This is a genomic window from Neobacillus jeddahensis, assembly GCF_000612625.1.
GTDB classification, from domain to species: Bacteria; Bacillota; Bacilli; order Bacillales; family Cytobacillaceae; genus Neobacillus; species Neobacillus jeddahensis.
In genome coordinates this window covers 1-20,569 of sequence record NZ_CCAS010000068.1, presented here as the reverse complement: position 1 = coordinate 20,569, position 20,569 = coordinate 1, and the positions used below count along the sequence as shown (strand labels likewise).

Genomic DNA, 20,569 nt, shown 5'->3' with positions numbered 1-20,569 from the left:
TGCCCGCCATGAAGTCCCGTTTGAAGTGGTCCCCGGGATTACTTCCGGGATTGCTGCTTCCGCCTATGCAGGTATTCCAGTCACCCATCGCAATGTAAGTAGAAGCTTTGCTTTTATCACCGGGCATCAATCCGGTGATGTGGCTGCCGAGCATCAATGGTATCATTTAGCCAATGGCGTGGATACGCTTTGTATTTATATGGGGGTGTCTCAACTTTCGTCGATTACCAAGCAACTGATAAAGCACGGTAAATCAGCGCAAACACCGATCGCTCTTGTTCAATGGGGAACGTTGAGTGATCAGAGGACTGTTGTGGGCACGCTTGAGACGATTGAAGAACAGGTGACTGAGGCGGCGATTTCTAATCCAAGTATGATCGTGATTGGCGAGGTTGTTCGCCTCCATAAAAAATTAAACTGGTTTCATGAAGAAATTGTTCCTAATTTGCCAGTTGTCCATGGATAATGGCAGTGAGGGGGACGGAAGATGAAGGCAATTTTATACATTGGTCATGGCACGCGCTCGAAAAAAGGTGCAAATGAAGTAAAGGCCTTTGTTGGCAAAGTGATGGAGCAAGTGGATGTACCCATTCAAGAGGTTAGTTTTTTAGAATTGACGGAGCCGTCGATTGCGGAAGGGTTTCGGAAGTGTGTGCAAAAAGGTGCAACGGAAATCACCGTTGTCCCTCTGTTTCTGTTAGCCGCTGGGCACATCAAGCATGATATCCCACAAGCCCTACAGAAATTGCAGGCAAGTTTTCCAGAGATTCATGTCGTGCTGAAAGATCCATTCGGTGTCCAAACAAGAATTCTTGATGCAATTGCAGAGTTGATAAAGGACTCTACAGGAACGATCAAGCGCGAAGATCAAGTTTTGCTGGTCGGAAGGGGCAGCAGTGACCCTAGTGTACTGGCAGACTTTGCGCAGATTACTGTCGGTTTAAAGGAACGACTCGCGCTTAAGGATGTTTCCGTGTGTTTTTTGGCTGCCGCGGAACCAAGGCTCAAAGCGGGTTTTGAGATGGTTATGGAAAAGGCGGTGGGGAGGGTCATTGTCGTTCCCTATCTGTTATTTTCCGGGTTACTAATTGCTGAAGTAAACCAGGAGATTCGTAAGTGGCAAAAGTTAGATCGAATGGTATATTGTACTGATCTATTGAGTAGCCACAAAACGATAGAAGCGATTGTGATCGATCGAGCCACTAGCTAAATAATGTACAAAATCCGAAAAAGTGAGAATAAACGACAATTTTAAAAGATTACTAGTTGTCTGAATTCAAAAATAATGTCAGACTAGATAAATATGGAGAGATTTCTCTTAATCTAAAAAATACTTAATGAAAAGACTTTTATTCCATAGTGAGGTGGTATTGTTGCAACTTCAGGTTTTGAACAGTCCGTTTACTCAGGAGCAAGTGGATCTCCTAAATAGTATTCTGCCAACCTTGTCAGAATCACAAAAAGTATGGCTTAGCGGCTTTCTTGCGGGTTCTCAGTTTTCATCAGTCCTAGGCACCGCTACAGCCCAATTGGCTTCTCAGCTTCCAGCCCAAAACAGCAATCAGGCAAAAGCAAAAGACATAACCATTTTATACGGATCACAAACAGGCAATGCCCAGGGGCTGGCGAAAAAATCTGCAAAGACACTGGAGGGGAATGGGTTCAATGTGACCGTCGCCTCGATGAGTGACTTTAAGCAAAATCAACTAAAAAAGGTCCAAAACTTGCTAATCATCGTCAGTACACATGGAGAAGGCGATCCGCCTGACAGTGCCATCATCTTCCATGAATTTTTGTTTAGCAAAAGGGCGCCAAAGCTAAACGAGCTTCATTTTTCTGTATTAGCACTAGGGGACAGCTCATATGAGTTTTTCTGTCAAACAGGAAAAGAATTCGATGCGCGGTTGGAGGAGCTTGGCGGTACAAGACTGTATCCGCGCTTTGACTGCGATGTAGATTTTGATGAACCGGCAGCAGAATGGCTCGAAGGAGTGCTTGGCAGCTTAGGAGAAGCTGGCGGCACAAATCCGACTCCGTTACAAGCAGTAACAAATCAAACAGTTGAATCCGTCTTTTCACGAACCAATCCTTTTAAAGCAGAAGTGCTTGAAAATCTTAACCTGAATGGCAGAGGTTCAAATAAAGAAACACGACACCTTGAGCTATCGCTTGAAGGCTCGGGGCTCATATTTGAACCGGGAGACAGTCTCGGTGTTTATCCAGAAAATGACCCTGAGCTCGTGGATCTGCTCATTAAGCAAATGAATTGGAATTCCGAAGAACGAATAACCGTGAAAAAGGATGATGTTCGTTCGCTTCGAGACGTCTTGTTATCCTATTTTGAGATTACTGTATTAACGAAACCATTACTGCAAAAAGCGTTAGAGCTATCAGACAGTAAGGAATTACAAGATTTACTCGCTCCTGGCAATGAGCAACAGGTGAAAGAGTACTTGAATGGACGCGATATTCTAGATTTAGTCCGTGACTTTACGCCCTGGAGTGGCACTGCCCAAGAGTTTGTCTCGATTTTACGAAAAATACCAAGTCGGTTATATTCGATTGCCAGCAGTTTAACGGCAAATCCTGAGGAAGTACATCTGACGATCGGGGCTGTCCGTTATGATGCTCACGGTCGCAAACGAAATGGCGTTTGTTCGATTTTAGCAGCTGAACGTCTCAATCCAGGAGATATCCTGAACGTCTATGTTCAACAAAATGAAAACTTTAAATTACCAGCAAATCCAGAAACGCCGATCATCATGATTGGACCTGGTACGGGTGTGGCACCGTTTCGTGCTTTTATGCAGGAACGGGAGGAAGTAGGGAAGCAAGTAGGAAAATCCTGGCTGTTCTTCGGTGATCAGCATTTCGTAACTGATTTTCTTTATCAAATCGAATGGCAAAAATGGTTAAAAAATGGCATCTTAACGAAAATGGATGTTGCTTTTTCACGTGATACAGCTGAAAAAGTCTATGTCCAGCATCGGATGCTTGAACACAGTAAGGAATTGTTTGAGTGGCTTCAAGAAGGGGCCGCCGTATATATATGTGGTGATGAGAAACACATGGCACATGACGTCCATCAGACTCTCGTTGAAATTATCGAAAAAGAGGCTCGATTGAGTCGAGAAGATGCCGAAGCCTATCTGGCTGATATGCAACAGCAAAAGCGTTACCAACGAGATGTATACTGATTTTTGATGGAAGGGAGTTATTTCAACATGGTAAACCAAATATTAAAAGCACCAGATGGACCACCAAGCGATGTAGAAGAAATTAAAGTGAAAAGTAACTATTTGCGTGGAACGCTAAAGGAAGTCATGTTGGACCGGATCAGCGCTAGTATTCCGGAGGATGACAACCGCTTAATGAAACATCATGGCAGCTATTTACAGGATGATCGTGATCTCCGCAATGAGCGGCAAAAGCAAAAATTGGAGCCAGCCTACCAGTTTATGCTGCGTGTCCGCTTGCCTGGCGGGGTAGCGGCGCCAAATCAGTGGCTCGTCATGGATGAGCTCGCTGAAAAATATGGCAATGGTACGTTAAAACTAACCACTCGTGAGACCTTTCAAATGCATGGCATTTTAAAATGGAATATGAAATCGACCATTCAGGAAATTAATACTGCCCTGATGGATACAATTGCCGCATGTGGGGATGTTAATCGGAATGTTATGTGTGCTTCCAATCCCTATCAATCAGAGCTTCATGCAGAAGTATATGAATGGTCAAAAAAGCTAAGTGATGACTTGCTGCCACGGACAAGGGCTTATTATGAAGTGTGGCTCGATGAGGAAAAAGTGGCCGGCACGCCTGAAGTTGAAGAGGTGGAACCAATGTATGGTCCGACCTATTTGCCGCGTAAGTTTAAGATTGGGATTGCCGTTCCTCCGTCCAATGATATTGATGTATTTTCTCAAGATCTTGGCCTTATCGCGATTGTCGAGAACGACAAGCTGATTGGCTTTAATATTGCGATTGGTGGCGGCATGGGGATGACCCATGGGGATACCGCCACCTATCCGCAGCTCGGGAAAGTAATTGGCTTCTGTAAACCGGAACAATTGTATGAGGTTGCCGAAAAGACGATTACGATTCAGCGTGATTATGGGAATCGCTCTGTTCGTAAGAATGCCCGTTTCAAGTACACAGTCGATCGCCTTGGTCTAGAAACGGTCAAGGCAGAATTGGAAAAACGTCTTGGATGGGAACTGCCAGAAGCAAAGCCATATCATTTTGATCATAATGGCGATCGGTACGGCTGGGTAAAGGGCGTACAAGGAAAATGGCATTTTAACCTGTTTGTCGAGGGCGGTCGTGTGGCCGATTTTGATGGTTATCCGTTAAAGACTGGGTTGCGGGAAATTGCTAAAATTCATAGTGGAGATTTCCATCTTACCGCCAATCAAAATGTTATCATTGCTAACGTCTCTAACCATAAAAAGAAAAAGATTAATGAATTGATCGAAAAATATGGGTTAACAGATGGCCTGCATTATTCGGCACTTCGCCGTAGCTCGATGGCCTGTGTGGCGCTGCCCACATGCGGATTGGCAATGGCAGAGGCTGAGCGTTATTTACCGCAGCTGATTACCAAGATCGAGCAAATTGTTGACGAAAACGGACTGCGAGACGAAGAGATTACGATTCGGATGACGGGCTGTCCAAATGGCTGTGCCCGCCATGCCCTTGGAGAAATAGGCTTTATCGGCAAAGCGCCGGGTAAATATAATATGTATCTTGGTGCTGCCCATGATGGCAGTCGCCTTAGTAAAATGTATCGTGAAAATATTGGAGAAGAAGAAATTTTAACAGAGTTGCGCAGTATTCTGCCGCGCTATGCGAAAGAACGGAACGCTGGAGAGCATTTCGGCGATTTTGTCATTCGCGCGGAAATTATCAAAGCAACTACTGACGGCACCAATTTTCATGATTAAACGAAATGAGACAGGTCAACAAGACTGTCTCATTTTTTCATGATCTAGGTCACCGCCTATGCTTTTCCCACTAAATGAATAGGTCTGTGGCGATCGTAACCTTCTTTGTCGGTCTACTATTAGAAGAAGTTGGATTTGTTAAAGGGGCCAAAGTATTAATAAAAATGATATTTCCTAAACTTTATAGGTAGTTAGTCCGATATAGTATGGATGGGGATAGAAATCGATTAACTTCACGAACCGATAAACATCATGGAGGTACAACATGGATAAAAAAAAGACATCAAGATTTAAGTGGAAGAGTTTTAAAACAAAGATCATTGCAGGAATGGCCGCTGTAGCGCTAGTCCCAACGATTTCGATAGCGGTAATTACGAACGTTATCACACATAATATTTTGCAAGAAGAAATTTCAAACTCTACACTACAAGTAACAAAACAGGCGAGTAAAGGCTTAGATTACAAAATGGAAGGTGTGGCAAGTCAACTCAAACTAGTGGCAAGCAATGTAAACTTTACTGAATTCTATCAAAATGAAAATAATGCGACATACGGATTTTTCTTATTAGATGGAACGTTGAAAACCAATAGCGAATATACAAATGTTTATTTCGCTTCAACTAAAAAGGAAATGGTTTTGGCCCCAAAGGTAGATCTTCCAGATAATTATGATCCAACAAAAAGAGATTGGTATAAGGGTGCAATAGAAAAGAACGGTGGAGTATTTTACAGTCAGCCCTATGAGGATGCTATTACAAAAGACTTGGTGTTAACACTTTCTCAAGAGGTTTTAGATAAGGAAGGCCAATTGGTAGGGGTAATGGCGATTGATTTAAACCTGGAAAGCTTTTCAAAATCGATAAACGAGATACCAATTGGTAAGAAAGGGTACATGACAATTATCGGTACAGATGGGAAATTTATTTCTCACCCAGATGCAAATAAAATCGGCTCTGATTTAGCGACTAAGCTAACTCTATGGGATGATCTGGAAAAAGAAAAAGAAGGATATAGTAGTTATGAATTAGAAGGCGTGGACAAATTTTCTGCCTTTACAACCAATAAGAAGACGGGTTGGCGGTTTGTTTCCGCAATGGAAAACGCTGAGATAATTGAAAGTGCCAATAAAATTAGAAATATCGGCTGGATTCTAACGGCTATTTTTGGCGTCCTATCCATTATTAGCGCCTATATTATCGGAAAAAGAAATACAACCAATATATTAAAGGTAAAAGATGCGCTTGAGACGGCTTCTCATGGAGATTTCACACAAAGAGTATCAATTAATACAAATGATGAATTTAAAGAATTAGAACAAAGCTACAATCATACCATGGAGCAATTATCTTTATCACTTCAAAAAGTGGATGATACATCTAAAAAAGCTTTAGATACGTCCGCACATTTATCCGTTATGACAAGGGAAACAAATGCGGCATTGGCCGAAGCTTCCCTAGGTATTGGTGAAATATCGAAAGGTTCTAACTTACAAGCACGAAACGTTAATGTAAGTTCTGGACAAATAAAGGAACTGTCGAAGCAATTAGATGATATCTCACTGGTAACGGAAGATATGAATCATGTCTCACAGCGTTCAATGGTCCTTAGCAACAAAGGATTGGAACAGGTTGTCTTACTATCAGAGAAATCTCATGAAACGAAATATTCAACAAAAGAGGTTGTTTCCATCGTAAAAGACGTAGAGGTCCGTATGGAGGAAATTAACTCGATTATCGAAGCGATTACGAAAATCACGGATCAAACGAATTTATTATCTTTGAATGCATCCATTGAATCTGCAAGAGCTGGTGAGCATGGGAGAGGGTTTGCGGTTGTCGCAAATGAGGTTCGAAAGTTAGCCGAACAATCTCAGAATTCTGCTGTTGAAATAAGGAGCATTGTGACTGGGATTAAAGCAGTTGTTAAGAATGCTGTAGAAGCCATGGAACGCACGAATCAAGCTGTGACAGAACAAGATGTAGCCGTAATGGAGACAAAAACCATTTTCAATGACATTTTATCTGCAATTCAAGAATTGGCACAGAAAGTTGATAATGTTCAAGGTGCAATTCAGGTAAGTAAAGGCAATAATACAACGATCAGTCAAGAAATGGATAGTATATCTGCCGTATCACAACAAACAGCAGCTGCTACGGAACAAGTCTCCGCTTCTACTGAAGAAATTTCCGTAACCATGAATACATTCTTGCAGCATGCAAATGGATTAAGAGAATTGTCAGAGCTATTAGATAGTGAAATAAATAAATTTAAATTAAAATAGAGTGATAGATTCAAGGTTTGCGCCTTCAAAGGGCAAGACGATTTGATCATCACCAAAAGAAGAACCGGGCAATTTTGCCCGGTTCTTCTTTATCGATAGGAAAGTTTAACTACGCCTCTATCTTCATCCTTATGGGCTAGCAAGTCGGCGAGTTTTCTTTATACTAGTTTCACAAGGATTCTTCCGCGACCTTGTCCTTTTAACAAAGTCGGCAGGGCATCAGTGAGTTGTGCCAAGGTTACTTCCTGTTGGACGAGTGCTTCGATATTTTCCGGTTTATAGTCTGTGGCAAGTCGGTTCCATAGGGTCAAACGAGTTTCCATCGGACAATAAACCGAATCAATTCCAAGTAAATTTACGCCTCTTAGAATGAACGGAAATACCATTGTTGGCAGTTTTGTTCCAGCTGTCAGTCCGCTCACAGCTACTGAGCCCCCATAATGTATATGACTTAATAGGGAGGCAAGTGGCTCTCCGCCAACGGGATCAACAGCAGCAGCCCATTTTTGTTTTCCTAATGCCCTGATTTTCCCATCATACACTTCTTCTCGTGAAACCACTGTAGTTGCACCGATTTGCTTTAAGAATTCATGCTCAGCTTCTTTGCCCGTACTCGCTTCAACTTCATACCCCAGCTTCGAAAGAATAGAGACCGCAAAGCTGCCAACCCCGCCAGTTGCTCCGGTGACAAGAACCTTCCCTTGTTCCGGTGAAACATGGTTATCCTCTAGACGTTGCACGGACAGGGCAGCAGTAAAGCCAGCCGTGCCAATAATCATTGCTTCTTTTAACGTTAGGCCCTGCGGTAAAGGAACAACCCACTCTGCCCGAATACGAGCATACTCACTATAACCGCCAAAATGGGAAACCCCGATGTCATAGCTGGTGGCGATAACCTCATCACCTGGTTGATAACGGTTATCCTCGGATGAAACGACAACCCCGGCTAAGTCAATCCCTGGAATAAAGGGAAAGGTGCTGACAATATTTCCGTTCGGAATACAAGCAAGACAATCTTTATAATTAACACTTGAGTAATGGACACGAATGAGTACTTCTCCATCTTGTAAATCAGACAATGTCAGCTTTTGTACCTTAACAGAATAGTGCGATTCCTGATTGTTCACCACAAGGGCATCGAATGTTTGCGTCATAGAATTTACTCCTTTAAATTATGAAAATTAGTCACAAATATAGTGTTTCATTTAACCATATATCCATAGTATCACTTTAATTTCATTGAAACGGTCATTTTTGTGAAAGATGTAGGAAAACTAACCACAAGGCGAAACCTTTTGAAAAAAAACACCCCTTATATGGGGTGCTCTTAGTTTGATTTATGCTGAGATGGAATCATTTTTATTTTGTGAAGGGTCCTTGTCATCTTTCATGCGGCTGAAGATGGTGGCTAGGATTGGCCCCGAAATATTATGCCAAACACTGAAAATGGCACTTGGTACCGCAGCTAATGGTGAAAAGTGTGCCGCAGCTATGGCTGCTCCCAAACCAGAATTTTGCATCCCCACCTCTATGGCAACAGCCTTTTTCTTTGAAAGGTCCATCTTGAAAAGTCTTCCAAAAAAATAACCGATTAAATAGCCAAGGCAGTTATGGAGAACGACCACAGCGAAAATGATTAATCCAGTTTTCGCAATTGACTGTTGACTGACAGACACAACTGCTGTCACAATCGCAACAATCGCGATAATAGACACAAGCGGGAGGACTTTTGCACTTGCTTGAGCTTGTCGATTAAATAACTTCTTGACCACGAGTCCAAGTACAATGGGGAAAATAACGATTTTTACAATAGATAGGAAAAGTCCGCTTGGATCGACAGGAATCCATTCACTAGCCAGTAATAAAATAAGTGCAGGTGTTACGAGTGGTGCTAGAATCGTTGTAATCGATGTAATGGTAACACTTAAGGCAACATCCCCTTTTGATAGAAATGTCATTACGTTAGAAGCAGTCCCACCAGGACAGCAGCCAACTAAGATGACGCCAACCGCTATTTCAGGAGAAAGCTGTAAGCCTTTTGCTAGTAAGAAGGCTAGTAAAGGCATGATTAAAAATTGGCCGACGACACCAATAGCCACATCTTTTGGACGTTTGAATACTTCCTTAAAATCATTGCCAGATAATGTTAGGCCCATCCCAAACATAATAATTCCCAATAAAAGCGAGATGTGGGGGGCGATCCAAGTAAATGCAGGTGGCGATACAAATGCAAGGATAGCAAATAATAGGACCCAGATAGCAAAGGTTTTGCCGACAAATTGACTTACACGTTCTAAAGTTCTCATTCCTACACCCCTATAAATTTCGTAATGCTAAGTATTATAGAATATTATTTGAATAAATACAATAGTTAGAATTTTAAAATATATCAAAAAGTATACTTAGTTTATATTAAAGATTTTTTTAAGTATGTCTAGAAATGGAAAAGTTTCAAACACTAATAGAACCAACTGTTTCTTTATGAGAATTCCAGCTGGTTAATAAAACATTTATAGAATATAATTATGTTATGGATACTAACTAGGGGGAGAACTTATGGGCATAAAACGTAAAAAGTATAATATATTTCAGCGCCTTGGACGTGCTTTTAAGTTGAATTTTTTAAAACTTTTACGTTCTCCTGGTGGAGCAAAGAAGGTATCCTTAGGATTTGCCCTGGGGTTTGGACTTGAAATGTTAGTGATTTCAACAGCTTCTCTTATATATATTTTATTTGTCCCAATTGTTCGCTTGGCGAAGGGATCGTTACCAGCTTCGATTATCGGAAATGTGATTGGAAAACTATCACTATTGCCCGTTATTTTACTTCCATTTGCCAGAAAAATCGGCAAATTCATGTTTCCGATGAAGGTTAGAATAGGACACGAAACTTCTTTCAATTTCAGAAGATTAATGCATGGAGATTTCCATAGTTTGGTTAGCATCATCCATGGAGGCGTGCATGCGTTAATAGGAATGTTTATTTTTGGAATTATCCTAAGTTTTACATCTTACTTTATCGTCCATTATTTTTATGAAAAGGAAAAAAAGAATAGACTAAAGCGAAGACGTCGTAAACATGAAGTTCGTTTAAATAGCATTAATAAAGGTTATATTTAACTTTGGACGATTATAGTTGGTTGAATAATTTAAAAAACGGAGATTTTTCCACTAAATAGGGCAGTGCGGTCACGATAGTGATCCACTGCTTATTTTGATTTAATATCTCTGCCAAATCAGATGGTATTATTGTAAATCAATAATAAAAGCAAGTGGTGCCTGACACCAAGGAGATCATTACCTTGGTGTCAGGCACCACTTTTTGTTAAATTTAAAGGACCGTTTCACCGAGACGGAGGACTTTTAGTTGTTCCTGCGGTAATTTTTGCTTTTCCCATTCACGGTATAAGCGATCTAACGCTTCGGGGCCGGTATCGTCAGCTAAGCGATAGGCACTATAATGCATGGGTACGAAATTGTTTGCCTGTAATTCAATGAATGCCTTTACACTATCTTCTGGTGAAATATGGGCAGGTGCCATAAACCATTCCGGTTCAAAGGCACCAATTGGCATAAATACCGTATCAATGGTAAATCGATCCGCAATTTGCTTAAAACCACTGAAGTAACCAGTATCACCAACAAAATAAATCGTTTCTTGCTGTGATTGGAATATCCAGCCACCCCAATGGGAACTATTGATATCTGTTAGCGATCTTCTTGTCCAATGCTGGGCAGGGACGAAATGAAGGTTAATCCCGCCAATATCTGTGCTTTCCCACCAATTCATTTCCGTCACTTTCTGATATCCCTTTTTGGTGAAAAGCGATTTTAGACCAACTGGAACAAAGTAGTGGGGATCGCCCTTTATTTTTTTCAAGGTAGGGAAGTCCAAATGGTCATAATGCCCATGTGAGATGACTACCATGTCAATCAATGGTATCTCTTCTAAGGAAAGACCAGGCTCGGTTAATCGTTTGTCAAGGCCCATTCGCTTGGCCCACACCGGGTCCGTCAAAATATTCAATCCATTGATCTGCAATAAAAAAGTCGAATGACCAACCCATGTATAAGAAAATTGGCTGCGGTTTTCATTTAGAAATCGTACGTTTTTTGTTGAACACTGTTCGATGTTGATCGATAGATCCTTTACTTTCCGTTTTCTTTCTTTTTGCCATTGTCGTACTTCTTTAAATGATTTATAACTAATGACACCATCCAAATTGGCATATTTTTTCATGATTCCCTCACCTTTGTCACAGGACGTCTTTTGTTAAGTAGAGTATAACAATTTTCCAAACTGTCATCAAAATTTAATACACCCATGATATGGTTCGACAATATTTAAAAATAGGACTATTTATAATGAAAGGTGGGTATAGTATAACTCTGTGATTGGAGGTTGCTACAGTGAGCGACTTACTTCAGGAAACTATCCGCGAAAAAAGAGAACACTTGATTAATGAGCTGATCAAATCCGGGGTTTATAAAATCAAAAATAAACATTTGTATGAAATGACATTGAGTGAATTAGAGAAGGGCTATCAAAATAATGGAACACAATAGGATGATAATAAAATACAATCAACCTTTTTCGCCATCATACAATCACTTCATTTCCCCCAAAATTCATGATGTGACTCAGAATCAAGCAAGAAGTCGCTCGTAAACGAGCGGCTTCATGTCAATATATCATTTAAACATAATAATATTATGTAAACTATTTTTACAACATAATGAAGGCCCTGCATTCCAATTAGGAAATGCAGGGCTTATTTATGTTTACATCGTGTTTTAGTTTACCTAAAAATATCTCTTGTTGTATTCGTAAAATCGTTCCAGAGGTTATCTCTATTTCGACCGTTTGAAATATCGTTCGTATAATTGGTCATCTGTTGAAAGAAAGTCGTATCGTAAGAAACATAAACATGATCGATGTTTTTCTCAGCAGCCCGGACCTGTTTGGCAATTTCCTTATCAAGACCAGAAGTCGCCTTCTTAAAGTTGGCATCATCAGTTGGTGCAATTCCATTCAGACCTGTATCACGGACGCCTGTCGTACCAGTAATCGTTCCAGTGCTATTGGCCCTAGTGCCAGGATTGATTGCTGTATCTGTATTATTTGTACCTGTGGAACCAGTCGTGCTTGGATAGTTCCCATTTTGTCCATTTCCTACCCCGGGGGCATTGAGATTACTTGTTCGAGTGGTCGTGCCTTTCCTGCTGATCCCCGTCGTACCCATAGTCGTTCCATTGTTGGTTGTAGTTCCAGTTTGGTTATTATTCGTTAGTTTTACGGCCACGTATGCATCATTATTGCGAATGATGACATGAGCCAAGTCCACTTGTTTTAGATTTTCAACCTTTTGACCGGCACGAGTTGAAACGCGTAAGTTTTGGTTTACATCATTTCGAACATTTCTAACATCGAGGCCGTTATTGGTATTATTTCGGACATCTCTAACATCGACTCCATTGTTGGAATTGTATCGTACATTTTCTCCCATATTGCTTTGATTGGTATCGATGGCATTGTCATTATTATCATTGGCACAGCCAGTTAATCCGATTAAGGTAGTTACTAAGACAAAAGGAACTAAACGTTTTTTCAAAATATAGTCACTCCCTTAAAATAGACTTACAAGTATATCGTCACCTATATCAGCTGGTCTATTCGAGAGTCAGATAGGTAAAATTTGAAACACATGTGAAAGCCTAATGGCCCGTTAAGTTTAGAAAAACAGAATACTTTAAAAATTTTTTCGTGTTATGGTACGATAGGGGAGAAGTGAAAATTGACGACGGGGGCAATCTAATGTACAGCTTTAAGAATGATTACAGCGAGGGTGCACATCCTAGAATATTGAAGGCTTTAATGGAATCCAACTTTGTGCAAGAGGAAGGCTATGGGGAAGACCAATTTAGCATTAATGCGATTGAGCTGTTAAAGGAAAGAATCGGTCGGACGGATGTGGATATTCACCTGTTAACGGGCGGGACCCAGACGAATCTTACCGCCTTGTCTGCGTTTCTTAGACCGCATGAGGCCGCAATGGCAGCGAGCACTGGTCACATCCTTGGACATGAAACGGGTGCGATTGAGGCAACGGGTCATAAAGTAATCTCGATTGATGCGCTCGATGGAAAATTAACCCCAGCGAATATACAAGCTGTACTTGAAGCACATCCGGATGAGCATATGGTGAAGCCGAAGCTCGTATACATATCTAATTCAACCGAAATTGGGACCATCTATAAAAAGGATGAACTCCAGCAATTAAGTCATTTTTGCCATGAAAATAATCTTATTTTATATATGGATGGGGCGAGATTAGGGTCTGCTCTATGTTCTACAGAAAATGATTTACTGATGACTGATCTCCCTGAACTTGTCGATGCCTTCTATATTGGTGGAACGAAAAATGGGACACTGCTGGGCGAGGCCTTGGTTATTTGCCGTGCAGCCCTGAAAGAGGAGTTTCGCTACCATATGAAGCAAAAAGGGGCACTTCTGGCAAAAGGAAGACTGTTAGGAATTCAATTTCTTGAATTGTTCCGGGACAATCTGTTCTTTGATTTGGCCACGCATGCCAATCAGATGGCCGCTATCCTTAGAGTAGAGCTTACTAAGGCGAATATTCCGTTTCTAAACCATTCACCTTCAAACCAACTGTTCCCGATTTTACCTCATAGCGTGATTGCAGACTTAGAAAGTAAGTATGCTTTTCATATTTGGGAAAAGGTTGATGATGACCATTCGGCGATTCGCCTCGTTACGTCATGGGCAACAAAGAAAGAAATGGTTGAAGCATTTATCGACGATGTGAAAGTAAATATCTACTCCGTTTAATTTTTGTAAAAAGAAATGTTATTTATGAAATACAAAAAATCACGCCAAACCTTTGAGTTTTTGCGGGAGCACCATTCTTTTTTAAGAGGGTGCCTCTTTTTTTATGTTTAGGACATATGTCCTTTCCGTGTGACCTGGATTTATACTTTAATAAAGATATAAATCTAGATAAATGGAGAGAGAGAACTATGAAGGGAAGTTTATTTGCCTTTTTAGGTGGAGCATTTATTACCCTACAAGGAGTTGCTAATTCACGGATTAGTCAGGATATAGGTACATGGCAGACAGCGACCATTACACAGTTAACCGGATTCATTGCTGCCCTGACTGTCTTACTGTTTTTACGAAATAAAGGCTGGAAAAAGTTTGGGGAAGTCAAACCGTTATACCTGATAGGTGGGGGATTTGGGGCACTAGTTATTTTCGGCAATATAATGGCGATTCATTTCGTCGGTGTAACCCTGACTGTTTCTGCAATGTTAATTGCCCAACTAACCCTAACTTTCCTCATTGATAGCAACGGATGGTTTGGCATGGAGAAGAAGAAAATGAAGCTTCCCCAGTTCATTGGAATTGCAATGATGATCGCTGGCGTGATTATCCTGAGATTTTAATGCTTCTTTATGGGATGATACCGGAAAGGTAGAGGTGGCTAGCCAATATGAAAGAAATAAATGATCGAGAGCAGCTCCATCATTATTTACAATCGCATCAAATAGAATCAATATTTAATGAACAAATCATGCCCTACTTGTCTCTATATCGTTTTGAGCAAGGAGAAAACATTTGTTCACAGGGGGAACCAGCCCACGATCTTTACATTCTGGTTAAGGGGAAGGTCAAAATCTACACCACTTCCCCTGAAGGAAAAACATTTATTTTGTCCTTTAGGACTCCCCTTGAAGTGATCGGTGACATTGAATATATACAGGGAATTGATATTATCAATACGGTTGAGGCAATTTCAGCTGTTGAGATGATTGGGATTCAACAAAGTATCCTGAAAAAATTCGTACAGGATTACGCACCGTTTTTGCAATTTATATTAGATATTATTACAAAAAAGTTTTACCTCAAATCTCATGCAATGAGCTTGAATTTGCTCTATCCAGTCGATGTTCGATTAGCTAGCTATTTACTGTCTATCAGCTATGATGAAAACGATGATGTTGTAAGTGGGCAACATAGGTCTAGGTTAGCGGATACAGCGAATTTAATTGGAACCAGCTATCGCCATTTGAACCGCGTTATTCAACAATTTTGTGCCAAAGGACTGATCGAGCGAAGTAATGGCTTCATTCATATTAAGGACAGGGAAGGGTTAAGGGCGCTTGTTAGTCGAAATATCTACGAATAAATCATATCCGTGTGGATGGGAAGTAGATCAGATAAGTGGAATAGATTGGAGTGGAAGAATGATGATAGTTGGAATAGGTTTGGCACTTATTGCTGGTTCATTGGTTGGGCTGCAGAATATTTTTAACAGTAAAGTGAATGAGCAAGCTGGTTCATGGTCAACGACTACGCTCGTATTAGGATTAGGATTTCTCGCTTCCGTTATAATCGGCGTTTTGTTCGAAGGGAAGCAGCTTTTTGTTTTAGACAATATGAAGATGTGGTATTGGTTCAGTGGTGTAATTGGAATAGGTGTCGTCACTTGTAACGTACAGGCCATTAAGCTGCTCGGTCCGACCTTTGCGATTTCGATCATTCTTACATCGCAGCTTGTATTTGCTTTGTTGTGGGACTCTCTAGGATGGTTGGGTCTTGAGAAGGTTCCATTCAGCTTCAAACAGTTGGTGGGGGTGCTGGTTATTGTTGGTGGTGTGTTTGTCTTTAAGTGGAGCGAGAGAATGGGGAACGAAAGTCAAAGAACGGTTTATAAGCAGTCTAGAAAAAATGTAATCGCTGAAAAATAGCAGATGGAGAGATTAAAGGAATCCTCTTGTCAAATAATTACACTCGACCAGAAGCCTCCTTCTTACTTAAAGGAGGCCACTTTTTTACATGTGAAATTCAATAAAGCTCCTCAAAGGCCTGGATTTGATAGGTTGGTAAGTGGTCGTGTTTTTTTTTGGAGTTACATACCCCCTTTTTCTAAAAGTGTCACGTCTAATTCACAAAATTCTCGGTAGGAATCATTTATAATGAAGCTGGGGATTTATTTTTTTACATAAGTTTGTGAAATAACACACAAACAAGGAGGAGTATGATGAAGTACAACCATTTATTTAAAAAAGGAACAATTGGGAATCTTGTTTTAAAAAATCGAGTGATTATGTCTGCCATGGGGACCAACCTTGCTGGTCCAAATGGTGAGGTCAACGATCATCTGATTGCATATTATGAAGAACGGGCTAAGGGCGGGACCGGATTAATTATTGTGGAATATACGTCCGTTGATTATAAGTATGGGCGAGCAGCCTTCAATCAACTCCGTATCGATGAAGAACGGTTCGTCCCGGGGATCAGTCGTTTGGCGAAGGCTGTTCAAAAATATGGGGCAAGACTCTTTGTCCAACTTCAACATCCTGGCAGAGAAACAACATCCATGGTCTTAGGTGAGGGAAGGCAAATCGTAGCGCCTAGCGCAGTTACCTGTGCCGCTATCGGCGAAGAGCCAAGAGCATTAACGACTGCTGAAGTGAAGGAAGTCGTCAATCAATATGTACGAGCGGCCTATCGATGTAAATTGGCGGGAGTTGACGGGGTTGAGTTACACGGCGCACATGGCTATTTAATCAATCAGTTCCTGAGCCCTAATACGAATTTGCGGACTGATGAATATGGCGGCAGCTTTGAAAAGAGAATGCGTTTTGTCGAGGAAATCGTCGCAGGGATTAAGGAACAGTGCGGTTTGGATTTCCCTGTGACGATTCGTCTAAGTGTCGATGAGTTTGAAGATGGTGGAACAAATGTTGAATTGAGTAAGGACATTGCTCGCTATTTAGAAAAAGTGGGTATCGATGGTATTCATGCGAGCTGCGGTAACTATAATTCGATGGATAAAATGGTTGAATCGATGCTGTTTGAACAAGGCTGGCGTGTCTATTTAGCAGAAGCGATTAAACAAGTTGTATCGATTCCGGTTATTACGGTTGGGGTGATTCGGGAACCAGAATTTGCTGAAAATATTTTAGCAGATGGGAAAGCTGACTTTATTGCAATGGGGCGAACTCATCTAGCAGACCCTGAATGGGCCAAAAAGGCATTAGAGGGCCGGGAAAAGGAAATTCGTAAATGTATTTGCTGCTTGAATTGCACAAGAGAAACCACATATGTTCGCTGTGCTCTCAATGTTAGAACGGGAAGAGAACTAGAGTTTAAGGAATTAAGTCGGATTGACGAAAAGCGTCAAATTGCCATTGTTGGCGGTGGTCCCGGTGGAATGGAGGCTGCTCGTGTTCTTACTTTAAAAGGGTATGATGTAACGATATTTGAAAAAGACAATCAGCTTGGTGGTCAATTAAATCTAGTGACCCAGCCAAAAGCGAAAGAGAAAATGAATTGGATGATTCAATATCATCTGAATGAAATGGCACGATTACAGGTGGATGTTCGCTTGAATACAGAAGCTACCCTAGAAAGCATTCAGTCTTTGGATCCATATGCCATTTTCTTAGCCACTGGGGCAAAACCAATTATCATGGATGTAGAAGGACATGATCTACCGCATGTATGTGATTATGAAGACGTTTTACTAGAACGTAGGTCTTTAGTGAACAAGAAGATTACCGTGATTGGCAGCGGAATGGTTTGTTACAGTGTCACCAATCAGCTTGCTCAAAAGGGGAATGATGTTACTTTGATTGAAGTCCCAACCGCCACCGGTGAAAAAGTTTCAGCACCCACTAGAATGATGCTCCTCAATCGTTTGAAGAAGGCAAGTGTTGAGATCATAGAAGGCCATTTGGTCAGAAAAATTCAGCCCAATTCCGTAATAGTGGAAGAGGAATTATCAGGAAATCTACGAGAAGTGGATGTTGACCATGTCGTCTTTTCGATGGGAACGGAGTCATTTAATCCATTGGAGGAATTATATCGATCCCATTTTGAGAATGTCTTTGTGATCGGTGATGCGATCAATCCTGGTTCGATTACAAATGCCATCAAAGATGGATTTGAAAAGGCGTTTGTACTTGAATCAATTGTCACAAAAAAGGTATCAGAGGAAGTTTTAGTGTAAATAATCGGATAGAAGCATGGTAAATGGAAACAGGATTCTAGTTAGGTGGAGTCCTGTTCTTTTTTATTAAAAGGGTTGGCAGGTATACTTGGTCAACTTTTCATCAAAATCCTTTTTGCATAGCCAGCAACCACTTTAGTAGGTGATTTTTCGCAACATTCGGTATTCCGTAGTTTACATTCGTGGATACTTTCGTTACTATTTTTAGTGGGGAAAAAGAGAAAGGTTGATGAGATGTTCGCTCATGTAGATCCGACAATATTGGTTATTTTAATAGTTTTTGGCTTTTTAGCTGCATTTATTGATTCTGTTGTAGGTGGCGGCGGCCTGATTGCCTTACCAGCCTTATTATTTACCGGACTGTCGCCGGCCGCAGCGGTTGCCACTAATAAACTAGCAGGCTCGATCGGCTCTTTAACGAGTACGATTATGTTTTATCGTTCCGGCAAGCTCGATATAAAATCTGTTTATAAACTATTTCCGCTAACATTTATTGGTTCAATGATTGGTGCTTGGGTTGTCCATTTGCTGAATCCTGAATTGCTAAAGCCGCTCATGCTGATCATGCTTGCTGTGGTAGCGATTTATACCATTTTCAAAAAAGACTGGGGCAGCATTTCAACGAATAAAAAATTAGCAAACCATCACTTACTTCTATTTATGGTTTCCATCTTTGCGATTGGTTTTTATGATGGCTTTATCGGACCCGGCACAGGTTCATTTCTAATGTTTGCCTTTTTGATGATTGGATTTGATTTTTTAAAGGCGGCCGGGAATGCCAAGTTTTTAAACTTTGGTAGTAATATTGCAGCCCTGATTATGTTCATTTATTTAGGACAAATCAATTACGCTTATGGAATACCAATGGGACTTGCTCAAATTGCGGGAGCCATAGTTGGTTCAAAATTTGCCATTAAACGTGGTAGTGGCTATGTCCGCGCCTTGTTTATTGTAGTTACCTTTTTATTGCTTGCAAAAAATACATATGATTATCTTCAAAAATAATAGCGAAGAATCTTTCCTTTCAAAGACAGAATAAATTTTTTAAGCAACTACTCCTTAAAAATGGCATCATCCCACGCTGGATGATGCCATTGAATTACTCTATAAGATCAAGATAGTATGTAATAGTGTTAGTTTAGCATAAATGACTCTCGCATTTCTCTCTTCTTAAGATTGTCAATATAGACTTAAAGTTAGTGGTATAATTAGCATATAAACTGAACGTAAAGCAATTGTACCGATACAGAGCTGGCTAAAGGAGAGAAAATGAATACCTACATCGTTATGCAAGGTCACACCTATCAACAGGAAAGAGAGTTAGGAATTATTTGGTCGCCACAACAGGATCAAGGTGGGCTGGTTCCACACTCATGGAGTCGGATGAAAGAAATCCAAAAAGAAGATAGAGTCTTTCACTATGTAAAAGGATTCATTGTCGCCATTAGTGTTGCAGCAGGTCCCTATCAAACTGTGCCGAAGCCGACTACGGTGCAATATGAGAGGAACAAGAACGAGGCAGGCAATTTAGTTAGGGTCGACTATCACGAATTAGAAAATCCGTTACAAGTGAAAGCAAATCTTAAGGAAATCCTACCGCTCCTGCCAATTAAATATTCAGCCTTTCAAGAAAATGGAGATGGTAATTCCGGCTATTTATATCCTTGTAATGAGGAGTTGTCGATTAAATTTCTCGACTTAATCAGGGATTTAAATATCTATCAAGTTGACGAAGAACAACTGGAACTATCGATTGATAATGTCCGTAGAACCGAAGGAAATACATTAATCCCTGTGATGGCTGAAACAGAATCAGAATTGAAAACAAAAATGCGAATCGATCACCAGAAGTTTCGCAAAACCCTTATGCCATTGTGGAGGAACCAATGTGCAGTATGCGGCATCGATTTACCTGAATTGTTAAGAGCAAGTCATGCCAAGCCATGGAAGGATAGTACAAATGATGAACGATTAGATCCGTATAATGGTGTAATACTTTGTGCTAACCATGACGCCCTTTATGATCATGGCCTTATTGCGTTTAACGGACAGGGGAGACTCTTCATATCTCCCCTCATTAATCCTGAAGATTATGAAAAGTATGGTCTGGTCCCCAATACCAAAATACGATTACATCAAGAAAATAAGCCATATATGAAGTGGCATAAGAAGCATATATTTAATGAAAATTATAAGGAGAAAGAAAGTTGAGAAACGCGACTTTCTTTTTTTTGTTTTACCTTGTTGAATAATGGGAAATGAAGGGGCCAGTCCCCCGGCGGAGCAAAGCTTTAACGCGCTGGGGGTCA

General features: G+C 40.8%; 18 protein-coding genes. 14 read left to right on the top strand and 4 right to left on the bottom strand.

Annotation, left to right across the window (positions count from 1 at the left end):
• The 5 genes from TY15_RS20115 to TY15_RS20095 form a co-directional block, all read left to right on the top strand.
• Nucleotides 1–466, top strand: a 466-nt coding sequence (locus tag TY15_RS20115; RefSeq protein ID WP_042375341.1) for a uroporphyrinogen-III C-methyltransferase, incomplete at its 5' end; no start/stop codon positions are given.
• Nucleotides 467–487: 21 nt separating this feature from the next.
• The gene (locus TY15_RS20110; RefSeq protein ID WP_040209287.1) at nt 488–1,210 is read left to right on the top strand and encodes a sirohydrochlorin chelatase; all 723 of its coding nucleotides are present in this window, start codon (nt 488–490) and stop codon (nt 1,208–1,210) included.
• 163 nt (nt 1,211–1,373) lie between these two features.
• Nucleotides 1,374–3,197 carry an assimilatory sulfite reductase (NADPH) flavoprotein subunit gene (locus TY15_RS20105; RefSeq protein ID WP_040209286.1) on the top strand — a complete coding sequence of 608 codons (1,824 nt, stop codon included), beginning with the start codon at nt 1,374–1,376 and terminating at the stop codon, nt 3,195–3,197.
• A gap of 27 nt (nt 3,198–3,224) precedes the next feature.
• Nucleotides 3,225–4,943: an assimilatory sulfite reductase (NADPH) hemoprotein subunit gene (cysI, locus tag TY15_RS20100; protein ID WP_040209284.1), complete on the top strand. Its 1,719-nt coding sequence runs from the start codon at nt 3,225–3,227 to the stop codon at nt 4,941–4,943.
• Nucleotides 4,944–5,208: 265 nt separating this feature from the next.
• A complete protein-coding gene (locus TY15_RS20095; RefSeq protein WP_040209282.1) occupies nt 5,209–7,224 on the top strand; it encodes a methyl-accepting chemotaxis protein in 2,016 nt (671 codons plus the stop codon).
• Nucleotides 7,225–7,382: 158 nt separating this feature from the next.
• Here TY15_RS20095 and TY15_RS20090 read toward each other — a convergent pair whose 3' ends face one another.
• Both TY15_RS20090 and TY15_RS20085 read right to left on the bottom strand, forming a co-directional pair.
• Complete coding sequence (locus tag TY15_RS20090; RefSeq protein WP_040209281.1) at nt 7,383–8,378, bottom strand: NADPH:quinone oxidoreductase family protein; 996 nt, start codon at nt 8,376–8,378, stop codon at nt 7,383–7,385.
• A 183-nt stretch (nt 8,379–8,561) separates the two neighbouring features.
• A complete protein-coding gene (locus TY15_RS20085) occupies nt 8,562–9,530 on the bottom strand; it encodes a bile acid:sodium symporter family protein (protein WP_040209279.1) in 969 nt (322 codons plus the stop codon).
• Between the two features lie 250 nt (nt 9,531–9,780).
• On the opposite strand from TY15_RS20085, the gene TY15_RS20080 reads away from it, so the two are divergent.
• Nucleotides 9,781–10,344: a DUF2062 domain-containing protein gene (locus TY15_RS20080; RefSeq protein WP_040209278.1), complete on the top strand. Its 564-nt coding sequence runs from the start codon at nt 9,781–9,783 to the stop codon at nt 10,342–10,344.
• A 211-nt stretch (nt 10,345–10,555) separates the two neighbouring features.
• Here the strand turns inward: TY15_RS20080 and TY15_RS20075 are convergent, their stop codons facing one another.
• Nucleotides 10,556–11,464 (bottom strand): MBL fold metallo-hydrolase, encoded by a 909-nt coding sequence (locus TY15_RS20075; protein ID WP_040209277.1) that lies wholly within the window; start codon nt 11,462–11,464, stop codon nt 10,556–10,558.
• Nucleotides 11,465–11,634: 170 nt separating this feature from the next.
• Here TY15_RS20075 and TY15_RS23825 point away from each other — a divergent pair, with 170 nt between their 5' ends.
• Nucleotides 11,635–11,790: a Fur-regulated basic protein FbpA gene (locus TY15_RS23825; protein ID WP_074432848.1), complete on the top strand. Its 156-nt coding sequence runs from the start codon at nt 11,635–11,637 to the stop codon at nt 11,788–11,790.
• A gap of 233 nt (nt 11,791–12,023) precedes the next feature.
• On the opposite strand, the gene TY15_RS23340 is transcribed toward TY15_RS23825, so the two are convergent.
• A complete protein-coding gene (locus tag TY15_RS23340; protein ID WP_052353850.1) occupies nt 12,024–12,836 on the bottom strand; it encodes a YhcN/YlaJ family sporulation lipoprotein in 813 nt (270 codons plus the stop codon).
• Between the two features lie 203 nt (nt 12,837–13,039).
• On the opposite strand from TY15_RS23340, the gene TY15_RS20065 reads away from it, so the two are divergent.
• The 7 genes from TY15_RS20065 to TY15_RS20035 all read left to right on the top strand — a co-directional run bounded on the left by TY15_RS20065 (nt 13,040) and on the right by TY15_RS20035 (nt 20,471).
• On the top strand, nt 13,040–14,074 hold the full coding sequence (locus tag TY15_RS20065) for a threonine aldolase family protein (protein WP_040209276.1): 1,035 nt from the start codon (nt 13,040–13,042) through the stop codon (nt 14,072–14,074).
• A gap of 188 nt (nt 14,075–14,262) precedes the next feature.
• On the top strand, nt 14,263–14,688 hold the full coding sequence (locus tag TY15_RS20060) for a DMT family transporter (protein ID WP_040209275.1): 426 nt from the start codon (nt 14,263–14,265) through the stop codon (nt 14,686–14,688).
• A gap of 47 nt (nt 14,689–14,735) precedes the next feature.
• Nucleotides 14,736–15,431, top strand: coding sequence for a Crp/Fnr family transcriptional regulator (locus tag TY15_RS20055; protein ID WP_040209273.1), 696 nt, complete (start codon nt 14,736–14,738; stop codon nt 15,429–15,431).
• 61 nt (nt 15,432–15,492) lie between these two features.
• Nucleotides 15,493–15,993, top strand: a complete 501-nt coding sequence (locus TY15_RS20050) for a DMT family transporter (protein WP_040209503.1) — start codon at nt 15,493–15,495, stop codon at nt 15,991–15,993.
• 293 nt (nt 15,994–16,286) lie between these two features.
• Nucleotides 16,287–18,260, top strand: a complete 1,974-nt coding sequence (locus tag TY15_RS20045) for an oxidoreductase (RefSeq protein WP_040209272.1) — start codon at nt 16,287–16,289, stop codon at nt 18,258–18,260.
• A 234-nt stretch (nt 18,261–18,494) separates the two neighbouring features.
• Complete coding sequence (locus tag TY15_RS20040) at nt 18,495–19,265, top strand: TSUP family transporter (RefSeq protein WP_040209271.1); 771 nt, start codon at nt 18,495–18,497, stop codon at nt 19,263–19,265.
• 264 nt (nt 19,266–19,529) lie between these two features.
• Nucleotides 19,530–20,471, top strand: coding sequence for an HNH endonuclease (locus TY15_RS20035; protein ID WP_040209270.1), 942 nt, complete (start codon nt 19,530–19,532; stop codon nt 20,469–20,471).
• Nucleotides 20,472–20,569: the final 98 nt, after the last annotated feature.

Excerpts from the sequence above, each read along its gene's own strand:
- TY15_RS20095 (WP_040209282.1), top strand. The coding sequence starts at position 5,209 with ATGGATAAAAAAAAGACATCAAGATTTAAGTGGAAGAGTTTTAAAACA.
- TY15_RS20035 (WP_040209270.1), top strand. The coding sequence starts at position 19,530 with ATGAATACCTACATCGTTATGCAAGGTCACACCTATCAACAGGAAAGA.
- TY15_RS20040 (WP_040209271.1), top strand. The coding sequence starts at position 18,495 with ATGTTCGCTCATGTAGATCCGACAATATTGGTTATTTTAATAGTTTTT.
- cysI (WP_040209284.1), top strand. The coding sequence starts at position 3,225 with ATGGTAAACCAAATATTAAAAGCACCAGATGGACCACCAAGCGATGTA.
- TY15_RS20075 (WP_040209277.1), bottom strand. The coding sequence starts at position 11,464 with ATGAAAAAATATGCCAATTTGGATGGTGTCATTAGTTATAAATCATTT.
- TY15_RS20045 (WP_040209272.1), top strand. The coding sequence starts at position 16,287 with ATGAAGTACAACCATTTATTTAAAAAAGGAACAATTGGGAATCTTGTT.
- TY15_RS20090 (WP_040209281.1), bottom strand. The coding sequence starts at position 8,378 with ATGACGCAAACATTCGATGCCCTTGTGGTGAACAATCAGGAATCGCAC.
- TY15_RS20085 (WP_040209279.1), bottom strand. The coding sequence starts at position 9,530 with ATGAGAACTTTAGAACGTGTAAGTCAATTTGTCGGCAAAACCTTTGCT.
- TY15_RS20110 (WP_040209287.1), top strand. The coding sequence starts at position 488 with ATGAAGGCAATTTTATACATTGGTCATGGCACGCGCTCGAAAAAAGGT.
- TY15_RS20060 (WP_040209275.1), top strand. The coding sequence starts at position 14,263 with ATGAAGGGAAGTTTATTTGCCTTTTTAGGTGGAGCATTTATTACCCTA.
- TY15_RS20055 (WP_040209273.1), top strand. The coding sequence starts at position 14,736 with ATGAAAGAAATAAATGATCGAGAGCAGCTCCATCATTATTTACAATCG.
- TY15_RS20050 (WP_040209503.1), top strand. The coding sequence starts at position 15,493 with ATGATAGTTGGAATAGGTTTGGCACTTATTGCTGGTTCATTGGTTGGG.
- TY15_RS20080 (WP_040209278.1), top strand. The coding sequence starts at position 9,781 with ATGGGCATAAAACGTAAAAAGTATAATATATTTCAGCGCCTTGGACGT.
- TY15_RS20065 (WP_040209276.1), top strand. The coding sequence starts at position 13,040 with ATGTACAGCTTTAAGAATGATTACAGCGAGGGTGCACATCCTAGAATA.